General features: G+C 72.8%; 9 protein-coding genes and 1 pseudogene. 6 read left to right on the plus strand and 4 right to left on the minus strand.

Going from position 1 to position 19,893, the window contains the following annotated elements:
* Window positions 1-64 precede the first annotated feature (64 nt).
* The gene (locus ACZ7OU_RS49080) at window positions 65-496 is read right to left on the minus strand and encodes a hypothetical protein (protein ID WP_470260609.1); all 432 of its coding nucleotides are present in this window, start codon (window positions 494-496) and stop codon (window positions 65-67) included.
* Window positions 497-572: 76 nt separating this feature from the next.
* Between ACZ7OU_RS49080 and ACZ7OU_RS49085 the strand changes: the two genes are divergently transcribed.
* Complete coding sequence (locus tag ACZ7OU_RS49085) at window positions 573-1,298, plus strand: TetR/AcrR family transcriptional regulator (RefSeq protein WP_470245451.1); 726 nt, start codon at window positions 573-575, stop codon at window positions 1,296-1,298.
* 69 nt (window positions 1,299-1,367) lie between these two features.
* Here ACZ7OU_RS49085 and ACZ7OU_RS49090 read toward each other — a convergent pair.
* Window positions 1,368-12,155, minus strand: a pseudogene (locus ACZ7OU_RS49090) (SDR family NAD(P)-dependent oxidoreductase); the annotation flags it as partial.
* Between the two features lie 295 nt (window positions 12,156-12,450).
* On the opposite strand from ACZ7OU_RS49090, the gene ACZ7OU_RS49095 reads away from it, so the two are divergent.
* From ACZ7OU_RS49095 to ACZ7OU_RS49105, 3 genes are read left to right on the plus strand one after another with little or no spacing between them, the layout of a single operon-like run.
* Entirely contained in the window at window positions 12,451-13,134 is a 684-nt protein-coding gene (locus ACZ7OU_RS49095) for a PIG-L deacetylase family protein (RefSeq protein WP_470245452.1), read from the plus strand.
* Window positions 13,135-13,167: 33 nt separating this feature from the next.
* Window positions 13,168-14,460: a nucleotide sugar dehydrogenase gene (locus ACZ7OU_RS49100; RefSeq protein ID WP_470245453.1), complete on the plus strand. Its 1,293-nt coding sequence runs from the start codon at window positions 13,168-13,170 to the stop codon at window positions 14,458-14,460.
* Window positions 14,461-14,473: 13 nt separating this feature from the next.
* Complete coding sequence (locus ACZ7OU_RS49105; RefSeq protein WP_470260610.1) at window positions 14,474-15,436, plus strand: NAD-dependent epimerase/dehydratase family protein; 963 nt, start codon at window positions 14,474-14,476, stop codon at window positions 15,434-15,436.
* Window positions 15,437-15,695: 259 nt separating this feature from the next.
* Here the strand turns inward: ACZ7OU_RS49105 and ACZ7OU_RS49110 are convergent, their stop codons facing one another.
* Together ACZ7OU_RS49110 and ACZ7OU_RS49115 are read right to left on the minus strand one after the other, a co-directional pair.
* The gene (locus tag ACZ7OU_RS49110) at window positions 15,696-15,893 is read right to left on the minus strand and encodes a hypothetical protein (RefSeq protein WP_470260611.1); all 198 of its coding nucleotides are present in this window, start codon (window positions 15,891-15,893) and stop codon (window positions 15,696-15,698) included.
* The gene (locus ACZ7OU_RS49115; RefSeq protein ID WP_470260612.1) at window positions 15,890-18,472 is read right to left on the minus strand and encodes a helix-turn-helix transcriptional regulator; all 2,583 of its coding nucleotides are present in this window, start codon (window positions 18,470-18,472) and stop codon (window positions 15,890-15,892) included. The genes ACZ7OU_RS49110 and ACZ7OU_RS49115 overlap by 4 nt, the downstream gene beginning before the upstream one ends.
* A 172-nt stretch (window positions 18,473-18,644) precedes the next feature.
* On the opposite strand from ACZ7OU_RS49115, the gene ACZ7OU_RS49120 reads away from it, so the two are divergent.
* Window positions 18,645-19,403 carry a thioesterase II family protein gene (locus ACZ7OU_RS49120; protein WP_470260613.1) on the plus strand — a complete coding sequence of 253 codons (759 nt, stop codon included), beginning with the start codon at window positions 18,645-18,647 and terminating at the stop codon, window positions 19,401-19,403.
* A 114-nt stretch (window positions 19,404-19,517) separates the two neighbouring features.
* On the plus strand, window positions 19,518-19,787 hold the full coding sequence (locus ACZ7OU_RS49125) for a hypothetical protein (protein ID WP_470245458.1): 270 nt from the start codon (window positions 19,518-19,520) through the stop codon (window positions 19,785-19,787).
* Window positions 19,788-19,893 lie beyond the last annotated feature (106 nt).

Raw genomic sequence — 19,893 nt, forward strand, 5'->3', positions numbered from 1 at the left:
CAGTTTAACGCAGTCCTGCTCCGAGGGGAACCCGGACCCCGGTGACCGGGAACAGGGGTCGCCCCTACTCGGTCAGCCGCATCCGGCGGTCCCGCTCCCGCGTGGACCACAGGCCGAGCACGAGCAGGCCGCCGCCGAGCACCGGCCACAGCACCCACGGGCCGTCCCACTGGCCGCTGACCATCCCCAAGGTCAGGTAGACCACGACGTTGACGAGGCTGACCACGACCCAGACCGCCAGCCCGACCCGCGGGGCGGCCTCCAGGATCGGCGGGACCGTGGAGCCGGACCGCCCGGAGACGGCGCTGTCCAGCTCCGCGTGGGTGGTGGCCACCCGGACGCGCGCGAGCCTGACCTCGGCGTCTTCGCACCGGCCCTCGGCCCGATCGTGTTCGATCCGCGTCACGGCGAGCTTGCGATCCAGCTCGGTGACCCGCGTACGCTCCGGCCACAGGAGCCGGCCGACGGCCGTGGCCACCGGCCTGTTCTCGCTCACGTCGCTCGCCCTCCGCCCAAATCAGTGTAAGACTCTCACAGTTTACTGCCGGAGCACTCGCCAGGGAAGACGCACCATGCTGGACAGGGACACGACACCGGAGCTGCCCCCCGGGATGACGCTGGCCTGGGGTGGCACGCCGCCGCCCCGCCGCGGACCCAAGCCGTCGCATTCGGTGGCGCAGATCGTCGCGGCGGCGGTGGAGCTCGCCGACGCCGACGGCGTCGCGAACGCCTCGCTCCCGAACATCGCCCACGAGGTGGGCGTGACGACCAACGCGCTGTACAGGTACGTGAGCTCCAAGGAGGAGCTGACGGTCCTGCTCGCCGACGCGGGCTGGGGCCCGCCGCCGCCGGGGCTGGCGTCCTCGGGCGACTGGCGGGCCGACGTCCGCGACTGGACGCGGGCGGTGCTCGACCGGCTGCTGAGCCGGACGTGGCTGCTGGACCTGCCGATGCGCGGCGACCCGGTGACGCCCAACCGGCTGGCCTGGACGGAGCTGCTGCTGCGTGCGTGCGCCGCCGCGGGCGTCCGCGGCGAGCACCTGCTCGGGTGCGAGACGATGGTGTCGGGATTCGCGACGGCGGCGGCGGTCCGGCTGGCCACCCCGGCGTCGGCCGCGGAGGCGTCGGCGGTGCGGGAGCACCTCGGGTTCCACCTTCCCCGGCACGGCTCGGCCGAGCTGGCGGCGCTGGTGTCCGACGGCCGGTACCCCGTCACCGCGGAGGACCGGGAAGCGTTCTTGACCGCCGGGCTCGAGCCCGTGCTGGCCGGTGTGGCCGGGATGGCGAGCATCTTCTGACCGGGGTCTGCCGCGGCTGGTCGTGAGTGAGAAACAGTGTTCTAACCCTGTTTCTCACTCACGACCGCGTCAGTCCAGGCCGGCGAGCCAGTCGGCCACCGTGGCCGCCGTGGTCGGGGCGTCGGTGTCGATCAGCGTGAAGTGGTGCCCCTTCGCCGTGCGGACCTCGTCCGCGTGGGACCACGTCGTCTGCCAGTTGCGGGCGTCCGCGTCGAACGGCTCGCCGGCGCGGACCAGCAGCGACGGCGTCGAGATGCCGCTGATCGCGATGTTCGGCAGCAGGTCCATGTACCGGGCCATCGCCGTCAGCTTCGCCCGGTCGAACGAGCCGTACTGCGACTCGTTCGCCAGCATGCCCTTGGCCAGGTCCGCCGCGCCATCGCCGATCGCGTCGTCGCCGTTGATGACGTACGTGTCCAGGAGCACGATGCCCGCCGCCGGGGTTCCGCCGCGCTCCAGGCACTCCGCCACCGCGTGCACCAGGATGCCCGCCGACGAATACCCGAGCAGCGCGAACGGCCGGTCGCCGGCCGACTTGCGCAGGCTCTCCGCCAGCACCTCGACGATCGCCTCCGGGGTCGACGGCAGCGCCTCCCCCGGCAGGAACCCGGGCATCGGCACGGCGTGCAGCTCCCGGCCGTCGCCGAAGCCCGCGGCCAGCTTCGCGTACTGGTAGACGCCACCGGTCGCGACCGGCGTGCTGAAGCAGAACAGCTCCACCCCGGCCGTGCCTTCCTTGAGCCGCACCGGAGCCGGCAGGCCGTCGATGTCGGCCGGTGAGGTGAACGCCGGACGGAGGTTGGCCACCGCCGCCAGCATGCTCAGCCCGTCCTCGACGCGTCCGGCCCGCACCGCGTCGGCGAACACGTCCGCCAGCGCGTCGGGTTCGCCGGCCGGGGCCACCACCACGTCACCGTCCAGTTCGGACAGCAGGTGCGCGGCCAGCCCCGCCGGGGTCTGGTGGTCGAAGACGACGGTCGGCGGCAGCCGCAGCCCGGTGTCCTCGTTGAGTCCGTTGCGCAGCTCGACGGCGGTCAGCGAGTCCAAACCGGACTCCAGGAAGTGCCGCTGCGCCTCGATCGCGCTGCCCCCGGCATAACCGAGCAGGCCCGCGGTCCGGTCGAGGACCAGGTCGAGCACGGCCCGTTCCCGCCGCAGCGGTTCGAGCCCGGCCAGCCGCTCCTTCAGCGACGGACCACTCGTCGACGCCGTCCGCCGCGTTTGCGGCACCAGCGCCCGGAACGCCGGCGGGACGTCGCCCGCCGCCGAACCGGTGTCGACCTTCATCGGCACCAGCAGGGCCTCCGGCCGGGCGACGGCCGCGTCGAACAGCGCCAATCCTTCCTCTGTGGACAGTGGTGCCAGGCCGGTGCGCGCCATCCGCGTCCGATCCACTTCGGACAGTCCCGCGGTCGCCTCCCACAGCCCCCAAGCGAGGGACTGCGCGGGCATTCCCTGGGCACGCCGGTGCGCGGCCAGTCCGTCGAGGAAGCTGTTCGCGGCGGCGTACGCACCCTGACCGGCGTTGCCCAGGAGCCCGGCGACCGACGAGAACAGCACGAACGCCGTCAGGTTCGACGTCAGCCGGTGCAGGTTGAGCGCCGCGTCGACCTTGGGCCGCAGGACGGCGGCCAGCCGCTCGGGGGTCAGGGACGGCAGCGTCGCGTCGTCCACCACGGCCGCCAGGTGCACCACCGCGGTCACCGGGTGCTCGGCGAGCACTTCCGCCAGCGCGTCGGCATCGGCGGCGTCGCACGCGGCGACCGTGACGTCCGCACCCAGCTCGGTCAGCTCCTCGACCTGGCCGGGAGCCGCGCCCCGGCGGCTGACGAGCACCAGCTTCCGGACGCCGTGCTCGGTGACCAGGTGCCGCACCAGGTGCGAACCGAGCGCGCCCGTGGCTCCGGTGACGAGCGTGGTGCCGTCGAACTCCGACGCGGGCCCTTCGGTGGACGGCGCGAGCCGGGTCAGCCGACCGCCGTACGCGACGCCGTTCCGCACCACGAGCTGCGGCTCCCCGGCGGCCACGAGCCGCGGCAGCAGGTGGGTGGAGTCGGTGTCGAGCAGGACGAACCGGCCCGGGTTCTCCGACTGCGCCGAGCGGATCAGGCCCCACACGGCCGCGCCCGCCAGATCGGTGACGTCCTCGCCGTCGAGGGCGACGGCGCCGCGGGTGCGCACGACCATCGTGGCCTGCGACTCGCGCACCCGGTCCAGCACCAGGGTCAGCGTGTCCTGCACGGAGTCCGAAGTGGACACGTCGAAGATCTCGAAGTCGGTGGCGGCGGTCGCGGGCACGGGGACCGGTTGCCACGCCCAGCCGTGGAGCGAGCGCGGCGGCCGGACCACCGAGACGTCCGTCGCCCCGGCCCGCAGCACGAGCGAACCGACCGAAGCAACCGGGCGGCCCGTCTGGTCCGACAGTTCCAGGGACACGGAGTCGGCACCGAGCGGGACGACCCGCACCCGCAGCCGGGACGCGCCCGCCGCGTGCAGCTCGACACCCGTCCACGCGAACGGCAACCCGCCCGCGACCGTGACCGTGTCGCAGAGGCCGATCGCGTGCAGGGCCGCGTCGAGGACGGCCGGGTGCAGTCCGAACCCGCCAACAGCCTCGGCTGCGACGACCTCCGCGAACACCTCGCCGTCGCGGGTCCAAGCCGCGGCCAGGCCCTGGAACGCGGGCCCGTAGCCGAGCCCGGCGGCGGCGAATCCTTCGTAGAGCCCGTCGAGTGAAATCGGCTCGGCTCCGGCGGGCGGCCAGGCCGTCAGCCCACCCGGCTCAGGACCCGCAGCGGGCGCCAGGACACCAGCGGCATGTCGGACCCAGAGGTCGTCGGCCTGCGAGTACACCGCGACCGCGCGGTGACCGGCGGAATCCGGCTCGTCGACGACGACCTGCAGCCGCACCTTGCCCAGCGTGGGCAGGACCAGCGGCGCTTCCAGGGTCAGCTCGTCGAGCCGCGGGCAGCCGGTTTCGTCGCCGGCCCGCACGGCCAGTTCGACGAAGCCCGCGCCCGGGAAGACGATCGTGCCGCCGACGGTGTGGTCGGCCAGCCACGGGTGCGTGTGCACCGAGATCTGCCCGGTCAGCACCACCTGCGTCGAGCCCGCCACCGCGAGCGCGGCGGAGACCAGGGGGTGTTCGGTGGAATCGAGCCCGGTCGCGGCGAGGTCGCCGGTCGCGTGCAGGGCTTCCATGTCGACGTCGGGCCAGTACCGGCTGCGGTGGAAGGCGTACGGCGGCAGCGCGACGCGCTCGGCGCCGCGGAACAGCTTCGCGCCGGCCAAGCCGAGGCCGTGGGCGAAGAACCGTCCCGCCGCGAGCTGCGCGCCCCGGACCTCTTCCTGGGTCTTGGCCCGCAGGGTGATCACGACGGCGTCGCGCGGGTCGCCGGCCAGGCAGCTCTGGGTCATGGCCGCAAGGGTGCCGTCGGTGCCGAGTTCGACGTACCGGCTCACTCCGGCGGCTTCGAGGGCGTGGACGCCGTCGAGGAACCGGACGGACTGCCGGCAGTTGGCGACCCAGTACTCCGGGTCGGTCCAGCGTTCCGGGTCGACCGCAGCGCCGTCCACTGTGGACACGATGGGGATCCGGGCGGGCTCGTAGGTGAGCTCCTCGGCGATCTCGCGCAGCTCGTCCAGGATCTCGTCGAGCAGCGGCGAGTGGATCGCCTGGCTGATCACCAGCCGCTTGGTGCGGCGGCCGAGCGCCTTGAAGTGTTCGGCGATCGCGAGGACGTCGGACTCGTCCCCGGAGACCACCAGGGACGTGGGGCCGTTGATCGCCGCGATCCCGCAGGCGGCGGTGAGCAGCGGCGTCACCTCGTCCTCGACGGCCTCGACCGCGACGACCGCGCCGCCGGACAGCTCCTGCATGAGCTGGCCGCGGTGGGCGACGAGCTTCACCGCATCCTTCAGCGAGAGCACCCCGGCGACGTGGGCCGCGGCGATCTCGCCGACGGAGTGCCCCATCAGCACGTCGGGACGCAGGCCCCACGACTCGACCAGGCGGTAGAGCGCGACCTGCATGGTGAAGAGCGCGGCCTGGGTGAACGCCGTCCGGTCGAGCAGCTGGGCGTCGGCCGAGCCCTCCTCGGCGAACATCACCTGACGCAGTGACCGGCCGAGGTGGCCGTCGAACAGCGCGCTCGTCTGCGTGAACGCGTGCTCGAAGACGCCGAACGCGGCGCACAGCTCGCGGCCCATGCCGGGGCGCTGGGTGCCCTGGCCGGGGAACAGGAACGCCGTCTTGCCGCCGCGGGCGGTCCCCCGCACGACGGCCGGCGAGTCCTCCCCGGCGGCCAGCGCGGTGAGCCCGGCGACGAAGTCGTCTCCGACCACCGCGGCGCGGTACGGCAGCACCGGCTCGCGGACGGCCAGCGAGAAGCCGACGTCGAGGGGGTCCAGGTCCGGGTTCTCGGAAAGGTGGGTCAGCAGCGCGGCGGCCTGCAGCGGCAGTGCTTCCGGCGTGCGCGCGGTCAGCAGCCACGGCGGGAGCACCGCGGGCCGCTCCCCCGCGGCACGCACCGGCTCGACCGCTTCGGCCGGCGGGGCCTGCTCCAGGATCACGTGCGCGTTGGTGCCGCTGTAGCCGAAGGCCGAGACGCCGGCGCGGCGCGGGTGTCCCCGGTCGGGCCACGGGATCGTCTCGGCGAGCAGCCGCACGGCGCCCGCGGACCAGTCGACGTGCGGCGACGGGTCGTCGCCGTGGCGGGTCATCGGCAGCTCGCCGTGGCGCATCGCGAGGATCATCTTGATCACCCCGGCGACGCCGGCGGCTGCCTGCGCGTGCCCGATGTTCGACTTGACCGACCCCAGCCACAGCGGTTCGTCGTCGGCCCGGTCACGGCCGTAGGTGGCGAGCAGGGCGTTGGCCTCGATCGGGTCGCCCAGCGTGGTGCCGGTGCCGTGGCCCTCGACGGCGTCCACTTCGGACGTCGTCAGGCCCGCGAGCTTGAGCGCGCGCTTGATCACGCGTTCCTGCGAGGGACCGTTCGGGGCGGTGAGGCCGTTGGACGCGCCGTCGGAGTTCACCGCGCTGGAGCGGACCACGGCGAGGACCTCGTGCCCGTTGCGCCGGGCGTCGGAGAGCCGTTCGACGACCAGCAGGCCGACGCCTTCCGCCCAGCCGACGCCGTCGGCCGCGGCCGAGTAGGCCTTCGTCCGCCCGTCGGTGGCGGTGCCGCTGTTGTCGAAGTGCACGAACGGTTCCGGCGAGACCAGCGCGGCCACGCCGCCGGCCAGCGCCAGCGAGCAGTCACCCTGGCGCAGCGCCTGGACGGCCAGGTGCAGTGCCACCAGCGACGACGAGCACGCGGTGTCGATCGAGACGGCGGGTCCCTCGAGCCCGTAGGTGTAGGCGACCCGGCCGGACACGACGCTGCCGAGCGCGCCGGAACCGCGGAAGAGGCCGTTGTGCTCGACCGTGCCGAGCGGGCCCGGGTCGTAGTCGGACTGCATGACGCCGGCGAACACACCGGTGTCGGTGCCCTTGAGCGACAACGGGTCGATGCCCGCGGACTCGCACGCCTCCCAGCACGCTTCGAGGAGCATCCGCTGCTGCGGGTCCATCATCACGGCTTCGTTCGGGCTGATGCCGAAGAAGCCGGCGTCGAAGTCGGTCGCGCCGGTGACGAACCCGCCGTTGGGCTCCTTGCCCGCGGCGGAAGCCATGCCGAGCCAGTAGTCGAGGTCCCACGAGCGGTCCTCGGGGAACCGCGAAGTGCCGTCACGGCCGGCCGCGACGAGCTCCCACAGCTCGTCCGGCGTGGTGACGCCGCCGGGGAACCGGCAGGCCATGCCGACGATCGCGATCGGCTCGTCGGTGCTCGCGACGACGGTGGTTTCCGCGGACTCGGCGGCGTCGTCGAGCTCGCCGAGCAGCGAGTCGTGCAGGTGCGCCGCGAGGTCGCCCGCGGTCGGGTAGTCGAAGACGAGCGTCGCGGTCAGGCTCAGGCCGGTGGCCTCGTTGAGCGCGTTGCGCAGCTCGACCGCGGTCAGCGAGTCGAAGCCGAGGTCCTTGAACGCGCGGTCGGCGTCGACCAGGTCGGCCGAGCCGTGGCCGAGCACCGCGGCCGAGTGCTGGACCACCAGGTCGAGCAGGTGGTCGCGGCGCTTGTCCGCGGGGAGCCGGATCAGCTTGCCCAGCAGCGAATCCGCGCCGGCCTCGCGGTCGGACACCGTCCGCCGCGACGCCGGGACGAGGCCGCGCAGCAGGTCGGGGACGCCGCCGGCCGCGTCGCGCAGGGCGGGCAGGTCGAGCTTGATCGGGACGTACTCGTCGCCCGCCGCGCCGACGGCGGCGTCGAACAGGGCCAGGCCCTCGTCCACGCCGAAGGCGCCGAGGCCGCGCTTGCCGTGGGTTTCGCCGGCCATGCCGGCCGCCGACTCCCACATGCCCCAGGCGAGCGAGTGCCCCGGCTTGCCCTCGGCGCGGCGCGCCGCGGTGAGCGCGTCCAGGAAGGCGTTGGCGGCGGCGTAGTTGGCCTGACCCGGCGCGCCCAGCACACCGGCGGCCGAGGAGAACATGACGAACGCGGTGAGGTCGCCGGCCAGCTCGTGCAGGTGCCAGGCGGCCAGTGCCTTCGGGTCGAAGACGCCGTCGACGCGCTCGGGCGTCATCGAGGCGAGGACGCCGTCGTCGAGCACACCGGCCGCGTGGACGACGGAGTTCACCGGGTGCTTCTTGAGCAGGGCCCGGACCTTCGTGCGGTTGGCGAGGTCGGCGGCCACGACGACCGCCTCGGCCCCCAGCTCGGCCAGTTCGGCGACGAGTTCCGCGGCCCCCTCGGCGTCCGGGCCACGGCGGCTGACGAGGACGAGGTTCTTGACGCCGTGCTGCCGCACGAGGTGCTTCGCGACGAGCTTGCCCAACGCGCCGGTACCGCCGGTGATGAGCACGGTTCCCCAGTCCGGCGAGTCCCCGGCCTCGGGGGTGGCGCGGGCCAGGCGCGGCACGGTCACCTGGTCGCCGTCGACACGCACGGACGTCTCGTCGGCGACGGCGATCGCGGCGAGCTGTTCCGGCGTCGCGGCGCCCTCGACGAGCACGAGCCGGCCCGGGTTCTCGACCTGGGCCGAGCGGACAAGCCCGGCGACGGCGGCACCGGCCAGGTCGCCGTGGGTCACCACGAGCAGGCGGCCGTCGGCCTCCTGCACTGTGGACAGTGCACTGTGGACGGCCTTCTTCGCCGCGGTGGCCGTCGTTCCGGGCTTGACCTCGTACACCGTGAAGTCCGCTTCGGACGCTTCCGGCAGGGTCGTGGACACCCAGTCGACGCGGTAGAGGGAGTCGGTCCCGCCGGGCTTCGCACGGGCCGCGGCGAGCTGTTCCTCGCTGATCCGGCGCAGGCCCAGCTGCCCGACGCGAGCGACCGGCGCCCCGGCCGAGTCGGCCAGGCGCAGCTCGACCGTCTGCTCGCCGGTCGGGCGGACGTGCACCCGCAGCGAAGCCGCGCCCGCGGCCAGCAGCTCGACGTCGGACCAGGAGTACGGCAGCGTGGTGCCCTCGCCGGCGGCCGAGCTGAGCCCGACGGCGTGCAGCGACGCGTCGAAGACCGCGGGGTGCAGGCCGAACGCCTCGGCGCCGAGCCGCTCCTGCTCGGGCAGGGCGACTTCGGCGAAGATGTCGTCGCCGGACTGCCAGGCCGCGCGCAGGCCCTGGAAGACCGGGCCGTAGGCCATGCCGGCCTCGGCGAGCAGGTCGTACATGCCGTCGAGGTCGACGACCTCGGCACCGGTGGGCGGCCACACACTGAGGTCGAACGTCGCGGCGGCCGTGGCCGGGGCGAGCGTGCCGTCGGCGTGGCGGGTCCAGCCGCCGGTCGCGGCGAGGTCGTCCGGTCGCGAGTGGACACTGATCGGGCGTGACCCGTCGGCGGCGGGCTTGCCGATCCGGACCTGGATCCGCGCGGCGCCCCTCGCGGGCAGCACCAGCGGGGCGTGCAGGGTCAGGTCGCGGACGCGGCCGCAGCCGGCCTCGTCGCCGGCGCGGACGGCCAGCTCGACGAAAGCCGTGCCGGGCAACAGGACCGCGCCACCGACGACGTGGTCATTGAGCCACGGGTGGGTGGCGGCGGAGATCCGGCCGGACAGCACCAGGCCGTCGGCGTCGGCCAGCAGCGTGGCCGCGCCGAGCAGCGGGTGGTCGACCGGGTCGAGGCCGAGCGAGGAGAGGTCACCGGAGTCGGACGAGACCTCCAGCCAGTACCGCTGGTTCTGGAAGGCGTACGTCGGCAGGTCGGCCCGGCCCGCGCCGCGGGAGGCGAAGTGCTTCGCCCAGTCCGGCACGACGCCCCGGACGTGCAGGGTCGCGAGGGCGGTGGCGAGCGCGACGTCCTCGGGGACGTCCCGGCGCTGCGCCGCAACCGCGACCGCGGTGTCGGCGGACTGCGGGACGGCGGCGGTCAGCGGCGCGTCCGGGCCCAGCTCCAGGAACCGGTTGACGCCCTCGGCGGCCAGCGCGCGCACGGCGTCGGCGAACCGGACGGGCTGCCGGACGTTGTTCACCCAGTACTCGGGGTCGGTCAGCTCGGCGGAGACCTCGGCGCCGGTGACGCTCGAGATGACGGTCAGCTCGGGCTGCGCGTAGGTGAGGCTCTTCGCCACGGCGCGGAACTCGGCGAGCATCGGCTCCATCAGCCGCGAGTGGAACGCGTGCGAGACCTTCAGCCGCGTGGTCCGGCGACCGGCGTCGACGAACTTGTCGCCGACCGCGATGACGGCGTCTTCCGCCCCGGAGATGACGACGGATCGCGGGCCGTTGACGGCGGCGACGTCGACCGTCCCTTGTGGATCGTAGGCGGCGACTTCGTCGGGATTCCCTTCGACGGCGACCATCGCGCCGCCGACCGGCAGGGCCTGCATCAGACGGCCGCGGGCGGCGACCAGCTTCGCGGCGTCAGCCAGGGACAACACGCCGGCGCAGTGCGCCGCGGCCAGCTCGCCGATGGAGTGGCCGCACACGGCGTCCGGGACCAGGCCCCACGACTCGACGAGCCGGAACAACGCGACCTCGAAGGCGAACAGGGCCGCCTGGGTGTTCCCGGTCTGGGACAGGGCGTCCGCGTCGGTGTCGATCACCTCGCGGATCGGGCGGTCGAGGTGCCGGTCCAGCTCGGCGCAGGTCTCGGTGTACGCCTGGGCGAACACCGGGTACTTCGCGCCGAGGACCGCGCCCATGCCGGGGCGCTGGGAACCCTGGCCGGAGAACAGGAACGCGGTGTTCGTCTCACCACGAGCGACGCCGGTCAGCGCGCCCGGCTCGCCGTCGGCGAACGCGCGCAGCGCGGCGAGCAGCTCGTCACGGTCGCTCGCCACGACGGCGGCGCGGTGGTCGAGGTGCGTGCGCCCGGCGGCCAGCGTCGCGGCGACGTCGAGCAGCGCGGCGGGGTTCTCGTCGAGGGTCGTGATCAGCCGGGTGGCCTGGGCGCGCAGTGCCTGCGGCGTCCGGCCGGACAGGACGAACGGGATCGCGGCGTCGTCACGCGGGGTCTCTTCGACGGCCTCCGGGTCCGGGGCCTCTTCGAGGATGACGTGCGCATTGGTGCCGCTCAGGCCGAAGCACGAGACGGCGCCGCGGCGCGGGTGGCCGTTGCGCTCCCACGGCCGTCGCTCGGTGAGCAGCTCGACCTGCCCGGCGCTCCAGTCGACCTGGCGGGTCGGCTGGTCGACGTGCAGGGTCTGCGGCAGCACCTCGTTGTTCAGCGCCAGGACGATCTTCAGCACGCCGGCGACACCGGACGCGGCCTGCGTGTGGCCGACGTTGGACTTCACCGAACCCAGCCACAGCGGCGAGTTCTCGGGACGCCCCTGGCCGTAGGTCGCGAGCAGCGCGCCCGCCTCGATCGGGTCGCCGAGCTTGGTCGCGGTGCCGTGCGCCTCGACGACGTCGACCTCGTCGGGGCTGACGCGGGCGTTGGCGAGCGCCTGACGGATCACGCGCTGCTGGGCGGGACCGTTGGGGGCGGTCATGCCGTTGGACGCGCCGTCCTGGTTGATCGCGGTGCCGCGCACGATGGCGAGCACCGGGTGGCCGTTGCGGCGGGCGTCGGAAAGCTTCTCCACCAGCAGCATCCCGCAGCCCTCGGACCAGCCGGTGCCGTCGGCGGAGTCGGCGAAGGCACGGCAGCGGGCACTGCGGGCGAGCGTGCCGTCGAGGCTGAACTCGACGAAGGTGCGCGGCGTCGACATCACCGAAACGCCGCCCGCGAGCGCGAGCGAGCACTCACCGGAGCGCAGCGCCTGCACGGCCATGTGCAGCGCGACGAGCGACGACGAGCACGCCGTGTCGATGGTGACCGCGGGCCCTTCGAGGCCGAAGGTGTAGGCGAGCCGGCCGGAGATGACGCCGGAGGAGCCGTAGCTGCCCTGGTAGTTGTGGTACATCGTGCCGGCGAAGACGCCGGTGGGGCTGCCCTTGACCGAGTGGGGCGCGATCCCCGCGCGTTCGAAGGCCTCCCAGGAGGTTTCCAGCAGGAGCCGTTGCTGCGGGTCCATGAGCAGGGCTTCGCGCGGGCTGATGCCGAAGAGGTCGGCGTCGAAGTCCAGGGCGTCGTGGAGGAACCCGCCTTCACGCACGTAGCTCGAGCCCTCGCGCTCGCCGGACGGGTCGTAGAGCCGGTCCAGGTCCCAGCCGCGGTTCGCGGGGAACTCGCCGATCGCGTCGACGCCGCCGTCGAGGATCCGCCAGAGCTCTTCCGGGGTCGTGGCGCCGCCAGGGAACCGGCAGGCCATGCCGATGATCGCGATCGGTTCCCGCGCGGCTTCGGTCAGCCGCCGGTTCTTCTCGCGCAGCCGTTCGCTCTCCTTGAGGGAGGCACGGAGCGCACCGACCAGCTTGTCTTCGGAGTTGCCCACGAGTCCTCTTTCCTTCCACGTCGCCTGCGCTGGAAAGGGGGATCGCGCGCCCCCACAGCAATACGGCTGACGATACGAGCGCGTCGCGGGCGCACCCACCCCTAATGGCCCCGGACAACGCGGGAATCGCGCCCCTAGGCCGCCGGCCCGCTCCCCCGCCAAGGTCCGCTTTAGACGGTCTTTAGGGGTTGTCGGTCGCCGCGAGCGGATGTCAGATTCCGGGAAGAAACTTCTGTTGCTCGTTGATGCCGTGCGACGGCACTTCCATCAGCACCAAGACTGGGGATCCGTTATGCGCAGGAAAATTAGCAAGCTGCTGGTCGTGGGAGCGCACGGCGACGACGAGACGCTCGGCGCGGGCGGCACCATCGCCCGGCTCGCCGACGAGGGCGTGACGATCGCGCTCTGCATCCTCACCAACGACGACGGCTCACGGTCGGCGAACGGCGCCGGGGTCGTCAACCGCACCGCCGCGATCGAGCTGGCCGCGAAGACGCTGGGCATCGAACGCGTGCGCATCCACGAGTTCGGGGACAACCGCCTCGACACCGTCAGCCACCTCGAGCTCAACCGGATGGTGGAGAACGAGGTCCGGGACTTCGAGCCCGACACGATCCTCACCACGAGCATGTGCGACCTGAGCACCGACCACGCGCTGGTCAGCCGGGCCGCCCGGGTCGCGGGCCGGCCGGGCAAGGGCAGCGTCCAGGAGGTGCGGACCTTCGAGATCCGCTCGGCCACCGACGTCGGCGAGGCGTCCGGGCTGCCGGTCACCTTCCGTCCCAACTGCTGGCAGCGCCTCGAGGAGACGCACATCGAGCGCAAGATCGAAGCCCTGCGCGCGTACGGCAAGGAGCTCGAGCCCTGGCCCCACCCGCGCAGCGAGCGGGGAGTCCGCGCCCTGGCCGAGTACCGGGGTTCGCAGATCTCCACCGAGCTCGCCGAAGCCTTCGAAATCGTCCGGGTCGTGCACTGACCCTTCCACCGCGCGAGAAACGGGTGAACCACAATGACGAGTACTGTCGCTGAACACGAAATCCTGGCCGAACTGAACGAGCTGACCTCCGTCGCGGTGATCGGGATGGGGTACGTCGGCCTGCCGACCGCGCTGGGCCTGCACGAGAGCGGTGTCGCGATCATCGGCATCGACCTCTCGCAGAACCGCCTCGACGCGATCCGCACCGGCGAGGTCGACCTGATCGAAGCCGACCACCGCCGGCTCGAGAAAGCCGTGCACCAGGAGGACTTCCAGCTCACCGCCGATCCGGAACGGATGGCCGAGGCCGACGCGGTGCTGGTGTGCGTGCCGACCGGGCTGGACGAGTACCTGCTGCCCGACCTCGGTCCGCTGGAAAGCGCCTGCACGGCCGTGATCGCGCACGCCAGGGCCGGCCAGACGCTGATCCTCACCTCCACCAGCTACGTCGGCACCTCCGAGCGAATGCTGGTGAAGCCGCTGGTCGCCAAGGGCTTCAAGATCGGCCGCGACATCTTCGTCGCGTCCAGCCCCGAGCGCATCGACCCCGGCAACGTCACGCACACGCAGCAGGAGACCCCGCGTGTCCTGGGCGGGGTGACGCCGGCGTGCACCGCGATGGCCCGGCGCGTCATCAACCTCCTGACCCCGCAGGTGCACTGCGTCAGCTCGGCCGAGGTCGCCGAGCTGACGAAGCTGTACGAAAACACGTTCCGCGCGGTGAACATCGCGCTGGCCAACGAGTTCGCGGAGATCAGCGACGGCTTCGCGATCGACCCCATCGAGGTGATCGACGCGGCGGCGAGCAAGCCCTACGGCTTCATGGCCTTCCACCCCGGCCCGGGCGTCGGCGGCCACTGCATCCCGTGCGACCCGCACTACCTGCTCTGGCAGCTGCGCGCGACGCAGCACAACGCGCCGCTCGTCACCCAGGCCATGCACGCCATCGCCGAACGGCCCAAGCAGGTCGTCGACCGCGTCGCCAACACCCTGTCCCGCGACGGGAAGGGCCTGGCCGGCACCCGCGTGCTGGTGGTCGGCGTGACGTACAAGCCCGGCGTCCAGGACGTCCGGTCGTCGTCCGCTTTGGACATCATCGACCTGCTGGCGGCCAAGGGCGCGAAGGTCGGCTACCACGACCCGCTGGTCCCGACCATCCGCGTCACCGGCGGCCAGCTCGACAGCGTCGTCGAGCCGGACGGTGACGACTGGGACGTCGCGCTGATCCACACCGTCCAGCCCGGCCACGGCTACGACTGGCTCGGCGACTGCCCGCTCGTCATCGACGCCACCTACCGCTTCGACCCTTCGCTGTTCGCGAACTGAGAGGAAATCCGACGTGCGTTACCTCATCACCGGCGGCGCCGGCTTCATCGGCTCCCACCTGACCGAGCACCTCCTGGAGCGCGGCCACGAGGTCGTCGCGCTCGACAACCTCAGCACCGGCACGCTCGACAACCTCGCCGGCGTCCGCGACCAGCCGGGCTTCCGCTTCGTGCGCGGCTCGGTGACCGACCCCTCGGCGGTCGAGGCGTGCATGGCCGGCATCGACGCGATCTTCCACCTCGCGGCCGCGGTCGGCGTGTTCACCATCCTCGACAAGACGATGGAGAGCCTGCGCACCAACCTCCACGGCACCGAGACGATGCTGGACGCGGCGCTGCAGCACGACGTGCCGATCCTGGTGGCGTCCACGAGCGAGATCTACGGCAAGAACACCGCCGACGGCCTCACCGAGGACGCCGACCGCATCATCGGCTCGCCGCTGAAGAACCGCTGGTCGTACGCGGAGGCGAAGGCGCTGGACGAGACGTTCGCGTACCTGTACGCGGTCGAGCACGGCCTGCGCACGGTGATCGTCCGCCCGTTCAACACGGTCGGCCCCCGCCAGACCGGGCGGTACGGCATGGTCATCCCGCGCTTCGTCAAGCAGGCTTTGGCGGGCGAGCCGATCACGGTGTTCGGCGACGGCCAGCAGACGCGCTGCTTCTGCCACGTCCACGACGTCGTCCCGGCACTGGTGGCGCTGCTGTCCGACGAAACGGCGTACAGCAAGGTGTTCAACCTCGGCAGCACCGAGCAGACGACGATCGCCCAGCTGGCCGAGCGCGTGATCTCGGCGACGGGCTCGGCGAGCACGATCGCGAAGGTGCCGTACGAGGAGGCGTACGGCGACGGGTACGAGGACATGCAGCGCCGGATCCCGAACTGCGAGAAGGCGTTGGGGCAGATCGGCTTCTCCCCGACCCGCACGCTGGACGACATCATCGCCGCGGTGGTGGCGGACCAGCGCGGTTCCTGACCCCGGTTGTGCTGAAGGGGCCTTTTCCCGCTTGGGTGCGGGAAAGGGCCCCTTCCGCGCTTCCGGCCGCGCGCCCGACCCCGGCAGAGCCGCACCCGGCGCCCGCGAGGGGCACCGCTGTTCGCCGCGCCCGGCTTGCGGTACACCGTCTCCGGTGCAGGGAAGGGCCCCTTCAACGCGTTCCGGGCCGGGTCGACCGGCTCGGCACGCCCGACCCCGGCAGAACCGCACCCGGCGCCCCGAGGGGCATCTTCATGGCCTAAGAGCCGTGAAGGTGCCCCTCACGGCTTTTCGGGATCGCACTGGTCGCCGCGCCCAGCTTGCGGTACACCGTCTCCAAGATCCCCGCGGCCTCCTCCGGCCGCACCCCCAGTGCCTCCGCGATCGCCTCGATGCCCGTCGCGTCGGCGGCCAGTTCGGCGACTCGCAGCTCCACCTCGCTCAGCAGCACGTTCACTGTCCGCCCTCGGCGTCGGCGAACTCGCCCGCCAGTGCGGCCCGGCCGGCCACGCCCAGCTTGCGGTACACCCGGGTCAGGTGCTGCTCCACCGTGCTCACGGTGATGTACAGCGTCTCCGCGATCTGCCGGTTCGTCCGGCCCTCCACCGCCAGCTCGGCCACCCTCAGCTCCGCCTCGCTCAGCACCGACGCCGACTGCGACGCCGGCTCGGGGCGCACCGCCGGGCGGGGCGCGGCCGGCCGGGACCTCCCCTGGCGCGGCACGTGCACCGCCTTCACCAGGCTCCCCGCCCGCTCCGCGCGCTGGCTCAGGTGGTTGATCGTGCGCATCGTCTTCGCCAGCTCCAGCCGGTCGCCGGACGCCCGGAACGCCTCCGCCGCCCGGTTCAGCAGGCCCGGGCGGGCCGCCGCGTCGCCGGCCAGTGCCAGTACCCGCAGGGCCGATCCGCGCGAGTACGCGTCGGCCGGGCCGGCCAGTGACTGCTTGGCCAGCTCGACGGCGATCGCCGTGTTGCCCAGGCCGAGGTTCGCCTCCGCCAGGTCGGCCTGCCACGGCAGGACCGCCGGGAGCTCCAGGTCCTGCTCGTGCAGGATCCGGCGGCACTGCTGCAGGTCGCTCACCGCCGCGAGACCGCGGTTGGTCGCCAGGTGGAAGTGCCCGCGGGCCCGCAGGTAGCGGACGCCGCCGAGGGTCGTCCACGCCGCGTCCGGCAGCGGGTGCCGGAGCACCGCCGCCGCGTCCTTGAACGCCCCGGCCGCGGTGTGCGCGATCAGCAGCGTCGCCAGCGGGTAGCTGATCGCGACGCCCCAGTTCGGCGCGTCCAGCATGCCCAGCGCCCGGCTCCCGAGGTCGACGGCGCCCGGGACGTCGCCCCGGCGCAGCAGCAGGCTCGCGCCGATCGCGTCGAGCATCGCCTTCCACGTGATCGCGCCGCGGTATTCGGCTTCCTCGCTGAGCGACGTGCACCAGCCTTCCGCGCGGTCGGCCTTGTCGTCGTGGGCCAGCGCGAGGATCGCCGTCGCCAGCGCTTCCAGCGAGGTGTCCGAAAGCCGGCAGTTCTGCAGGATCCGTTCCGCGCACGCCGACGTCGTCTCGGTGCCCCCGGTGCGCCACACCGCGGCCAGTGAGTTCGCCGTGTGCAGCCAGGGATCGCCCGGGTCGGCCGTCGTCGTCGAGACGCCGTGGTGCCAATAACCCGCGAGGATCAGCTCCGCGGACGTGCGCGGGTCGAGCGGTTCGACGTCGTGCTCGAGCGCGGCGAACGAGCGCTCGAAGGTGTCCCGGTCGCCCAGCCACAGCGACTGCCGCGCGAGCCCCAACCGGTCGGAGGAGTCCAGCGAACCCGCCTCGCGCAGCGATCTCAGGTGCGGCGCGGCGGCGGCCGGGTTGACGCGCCAGGTGATCTTGGCGAGCAGCTGGGAGATCGTCTGCTGCTCCCACCGCGCCGTCGAGACCGACGCGGCGAGCTTCAGGCAACGGGTGGCGAACTCGATGTCGTCGGCGAGCATGACCTGCTCCGCCGCCGCGACCAGCACCGGCAGCGCCCACTCGGGCTCCGCCTCGCCCGCGGCGACGAGGTGCCGGGCGACTTCGGCGGGGCTCAGCCCGCGGGCGTGCTTGACCTCGGCGGCCCGGGCGTGCAGCCGGACCTTCTCGGGCCCGCGCAGCCCGCAGACCACCGCGGCGGCGGCCGACGGCCGGAACCGGACACCCGCGACCAGGCCCGCGTCGGCGAGGCGCCCGGTGGACGTCTCGGCCTCCAGGGGGTCGACCCCGGCGACGATGGCCACGGCCTCGGTCGTGACGTCGCTGTCCAGCACCGCGATCGCGGTCGCCACCTCGCGCAGCGGCGAGCCGTAGCGGTGCAGCAGCCGCTGGACGGCCTCGGAGTAGGCCGAGCCGGTGTCCACGCTGCCGCGGTGAGCGTCGACCAGGGCCCGGACCAGCAGCGGGTTCCCGGCGCTCAGCTCGTGGATCTGCTCGGGCAGCCCGGCACCGGCGGCCGGCACCAGCTCGGCGATGGCCTGGACGGACAGCGGCGTCAGCTCGACGTGCCGGTGCGGCAGCGAGGTGAACGGCGAATCCGCGTACGACCCGTCGGTGTGGTTCAGGACCAGCAGCAACGCGGCGGACGGTGCCCGCCGCTGCAGGCGCAGCAGGAGCCGCGCCGAGGTCTCGTCCACGTGGTGGAGGTCGTCGACCGCGACCAGCACCGCGCGTTCGCGGGCCAGCCGGTGGATCGCGCTGCACAGCTCGGCGATCCGGTCATCGGTGTCGTCGGTGAACGGGCCACCGGTCAGCGACGGCGGCAGCAGCGGGTTCGCCAGCAGCTGGTCGATCACCCCGCCGTCCACGTCGCGTTCGTCGGCGGCACCGGCGGCGGTGAGCGTGACGATCCCCAGTTCCTTCGCCCGCACCACCACCTGGTGCTGCAAGTGTGTCTTCCCGCTGGCCGGCCCCCCACCGACCAGCACCGTTTCCCCTGTGCCGGCGTCGCATTCGATCAGCAGGTCCTCGAGAAAAGCCAAGGCCCCCTGCGGATTTTCGCGGCGGTTCTGCCCCCAGATCGCGCCCATCGCAAGCTCCTCGAAGCAGGCGGTTGTCTTCCTGCCCCTACGACGTTCGCAGCAGGCGCCTAAGCAGGGCCAACCGCAACCTAAAGTCACCCAACGGAGTGAATCGCACACAGTTTCGGTAGGGGTTGTCAGCGCGGGGAAAGCCCCGAACACTTCGGAAACTGTGACTGCTGTGAACGAAAGAACGAGCCGGTGGATCCGGCGCTTCCACGCGGCCGACGACGCCGCCGTGCGGCTGGTCTGCCTGCCGCACGCGGGCGGGTCGGCGACCGCGTACTTCCCGTTCTCGCGCGCGGCCGCCGGCGCCGGGCTGGACGCCGACGTCGTCGCCGTCCAGTACCCCGGCCGCCAGGACCGCCTCGGCGAGAGCTGCTACGACGACGTCGACGCGATGGCCGACGCGATCGCCGACGACCTCGGCCCGTGGTTCGACCGGCCGGTGGCGCTCTTCGGCCACAGCATGGGCGCGACGCTCGGCTACGAGGTCGCCCGCCGGCTCGAAGCGCGGGGCGCGCGGCCGCTGGGCCTGTTCGCGTCCGCCTGCCGGGCGCCGTCCGCCCAGCGCATCGAGTACGTCCACCAGCGCGACGACGACGGCCTGATCGCGGCCATCCGGGAGCTCAGCGGCACCGACAGCGCCGTGCTGGGCGACGACGAGCTGCTGCGCATCGTGCTGCCCGCGATCCGCGGCGACTACACGGCGGTGGAGACGTACCAACACCGCCCGGGGCGTGAGCTGGAGTGCCCGATCCAGGTGCTGGTGGGCGACGACGACCCGGTGACCGACCTGGCCGAGGCGGACGCCTGGCGCGTCCACACGACCGGCGGCTGCGCCGTGGAGGTGTTCCCCGGTGGGCACTTCTACCTGAACGACCAGCTCGACGGCGTGCTGGCCAGTGTCAAGGCCCGGCTGGGTGACTGGATCCCCTAGGGGGTGGGGTGGGGAAACCCCAGGCGGAGTTCAGGTGCGGACCCCATGGTCCGGGAGGGCCCAGTCCGCGAAACTTGGTACATCGAGAAAACGACCCGCCCCTCGGAGGTAGTCATGATGGCGATCCAGACCGTTCCCGGCGTCACCCAGCGGATGCTCCCCACCGGCCACCTCCAGCTGAGCTGCCGCAACTCGAGCCGCCAGGTCGAATGCGAGCCGGTGGCGGCGGCGATGTGGATCGCCCTGAAGCAGCACAACGGCGACGTGGACCGCGCGAGCGCGGTGCTGGCGGCGCTGTGGGAGACCGACGTCGAGGACACGCGGTACGACATGATGCTGCTGGCGGGCTCGCTGTGCTCCCTGGGGCTGCTCGCCGAGGTGTGACGGGCTTGGAGAGGCGGTGCACGGCTCGGGTCGCCGTACACCGCCTTTTGGCTGCGCTCACGAACTTTCACGGCGCGCACAAACGAAAGGGACCGCCTCCGACGCC

It is taken from the genome of Amycolatopsis sp. NPDC114505 (assembly GCF_055633615.1).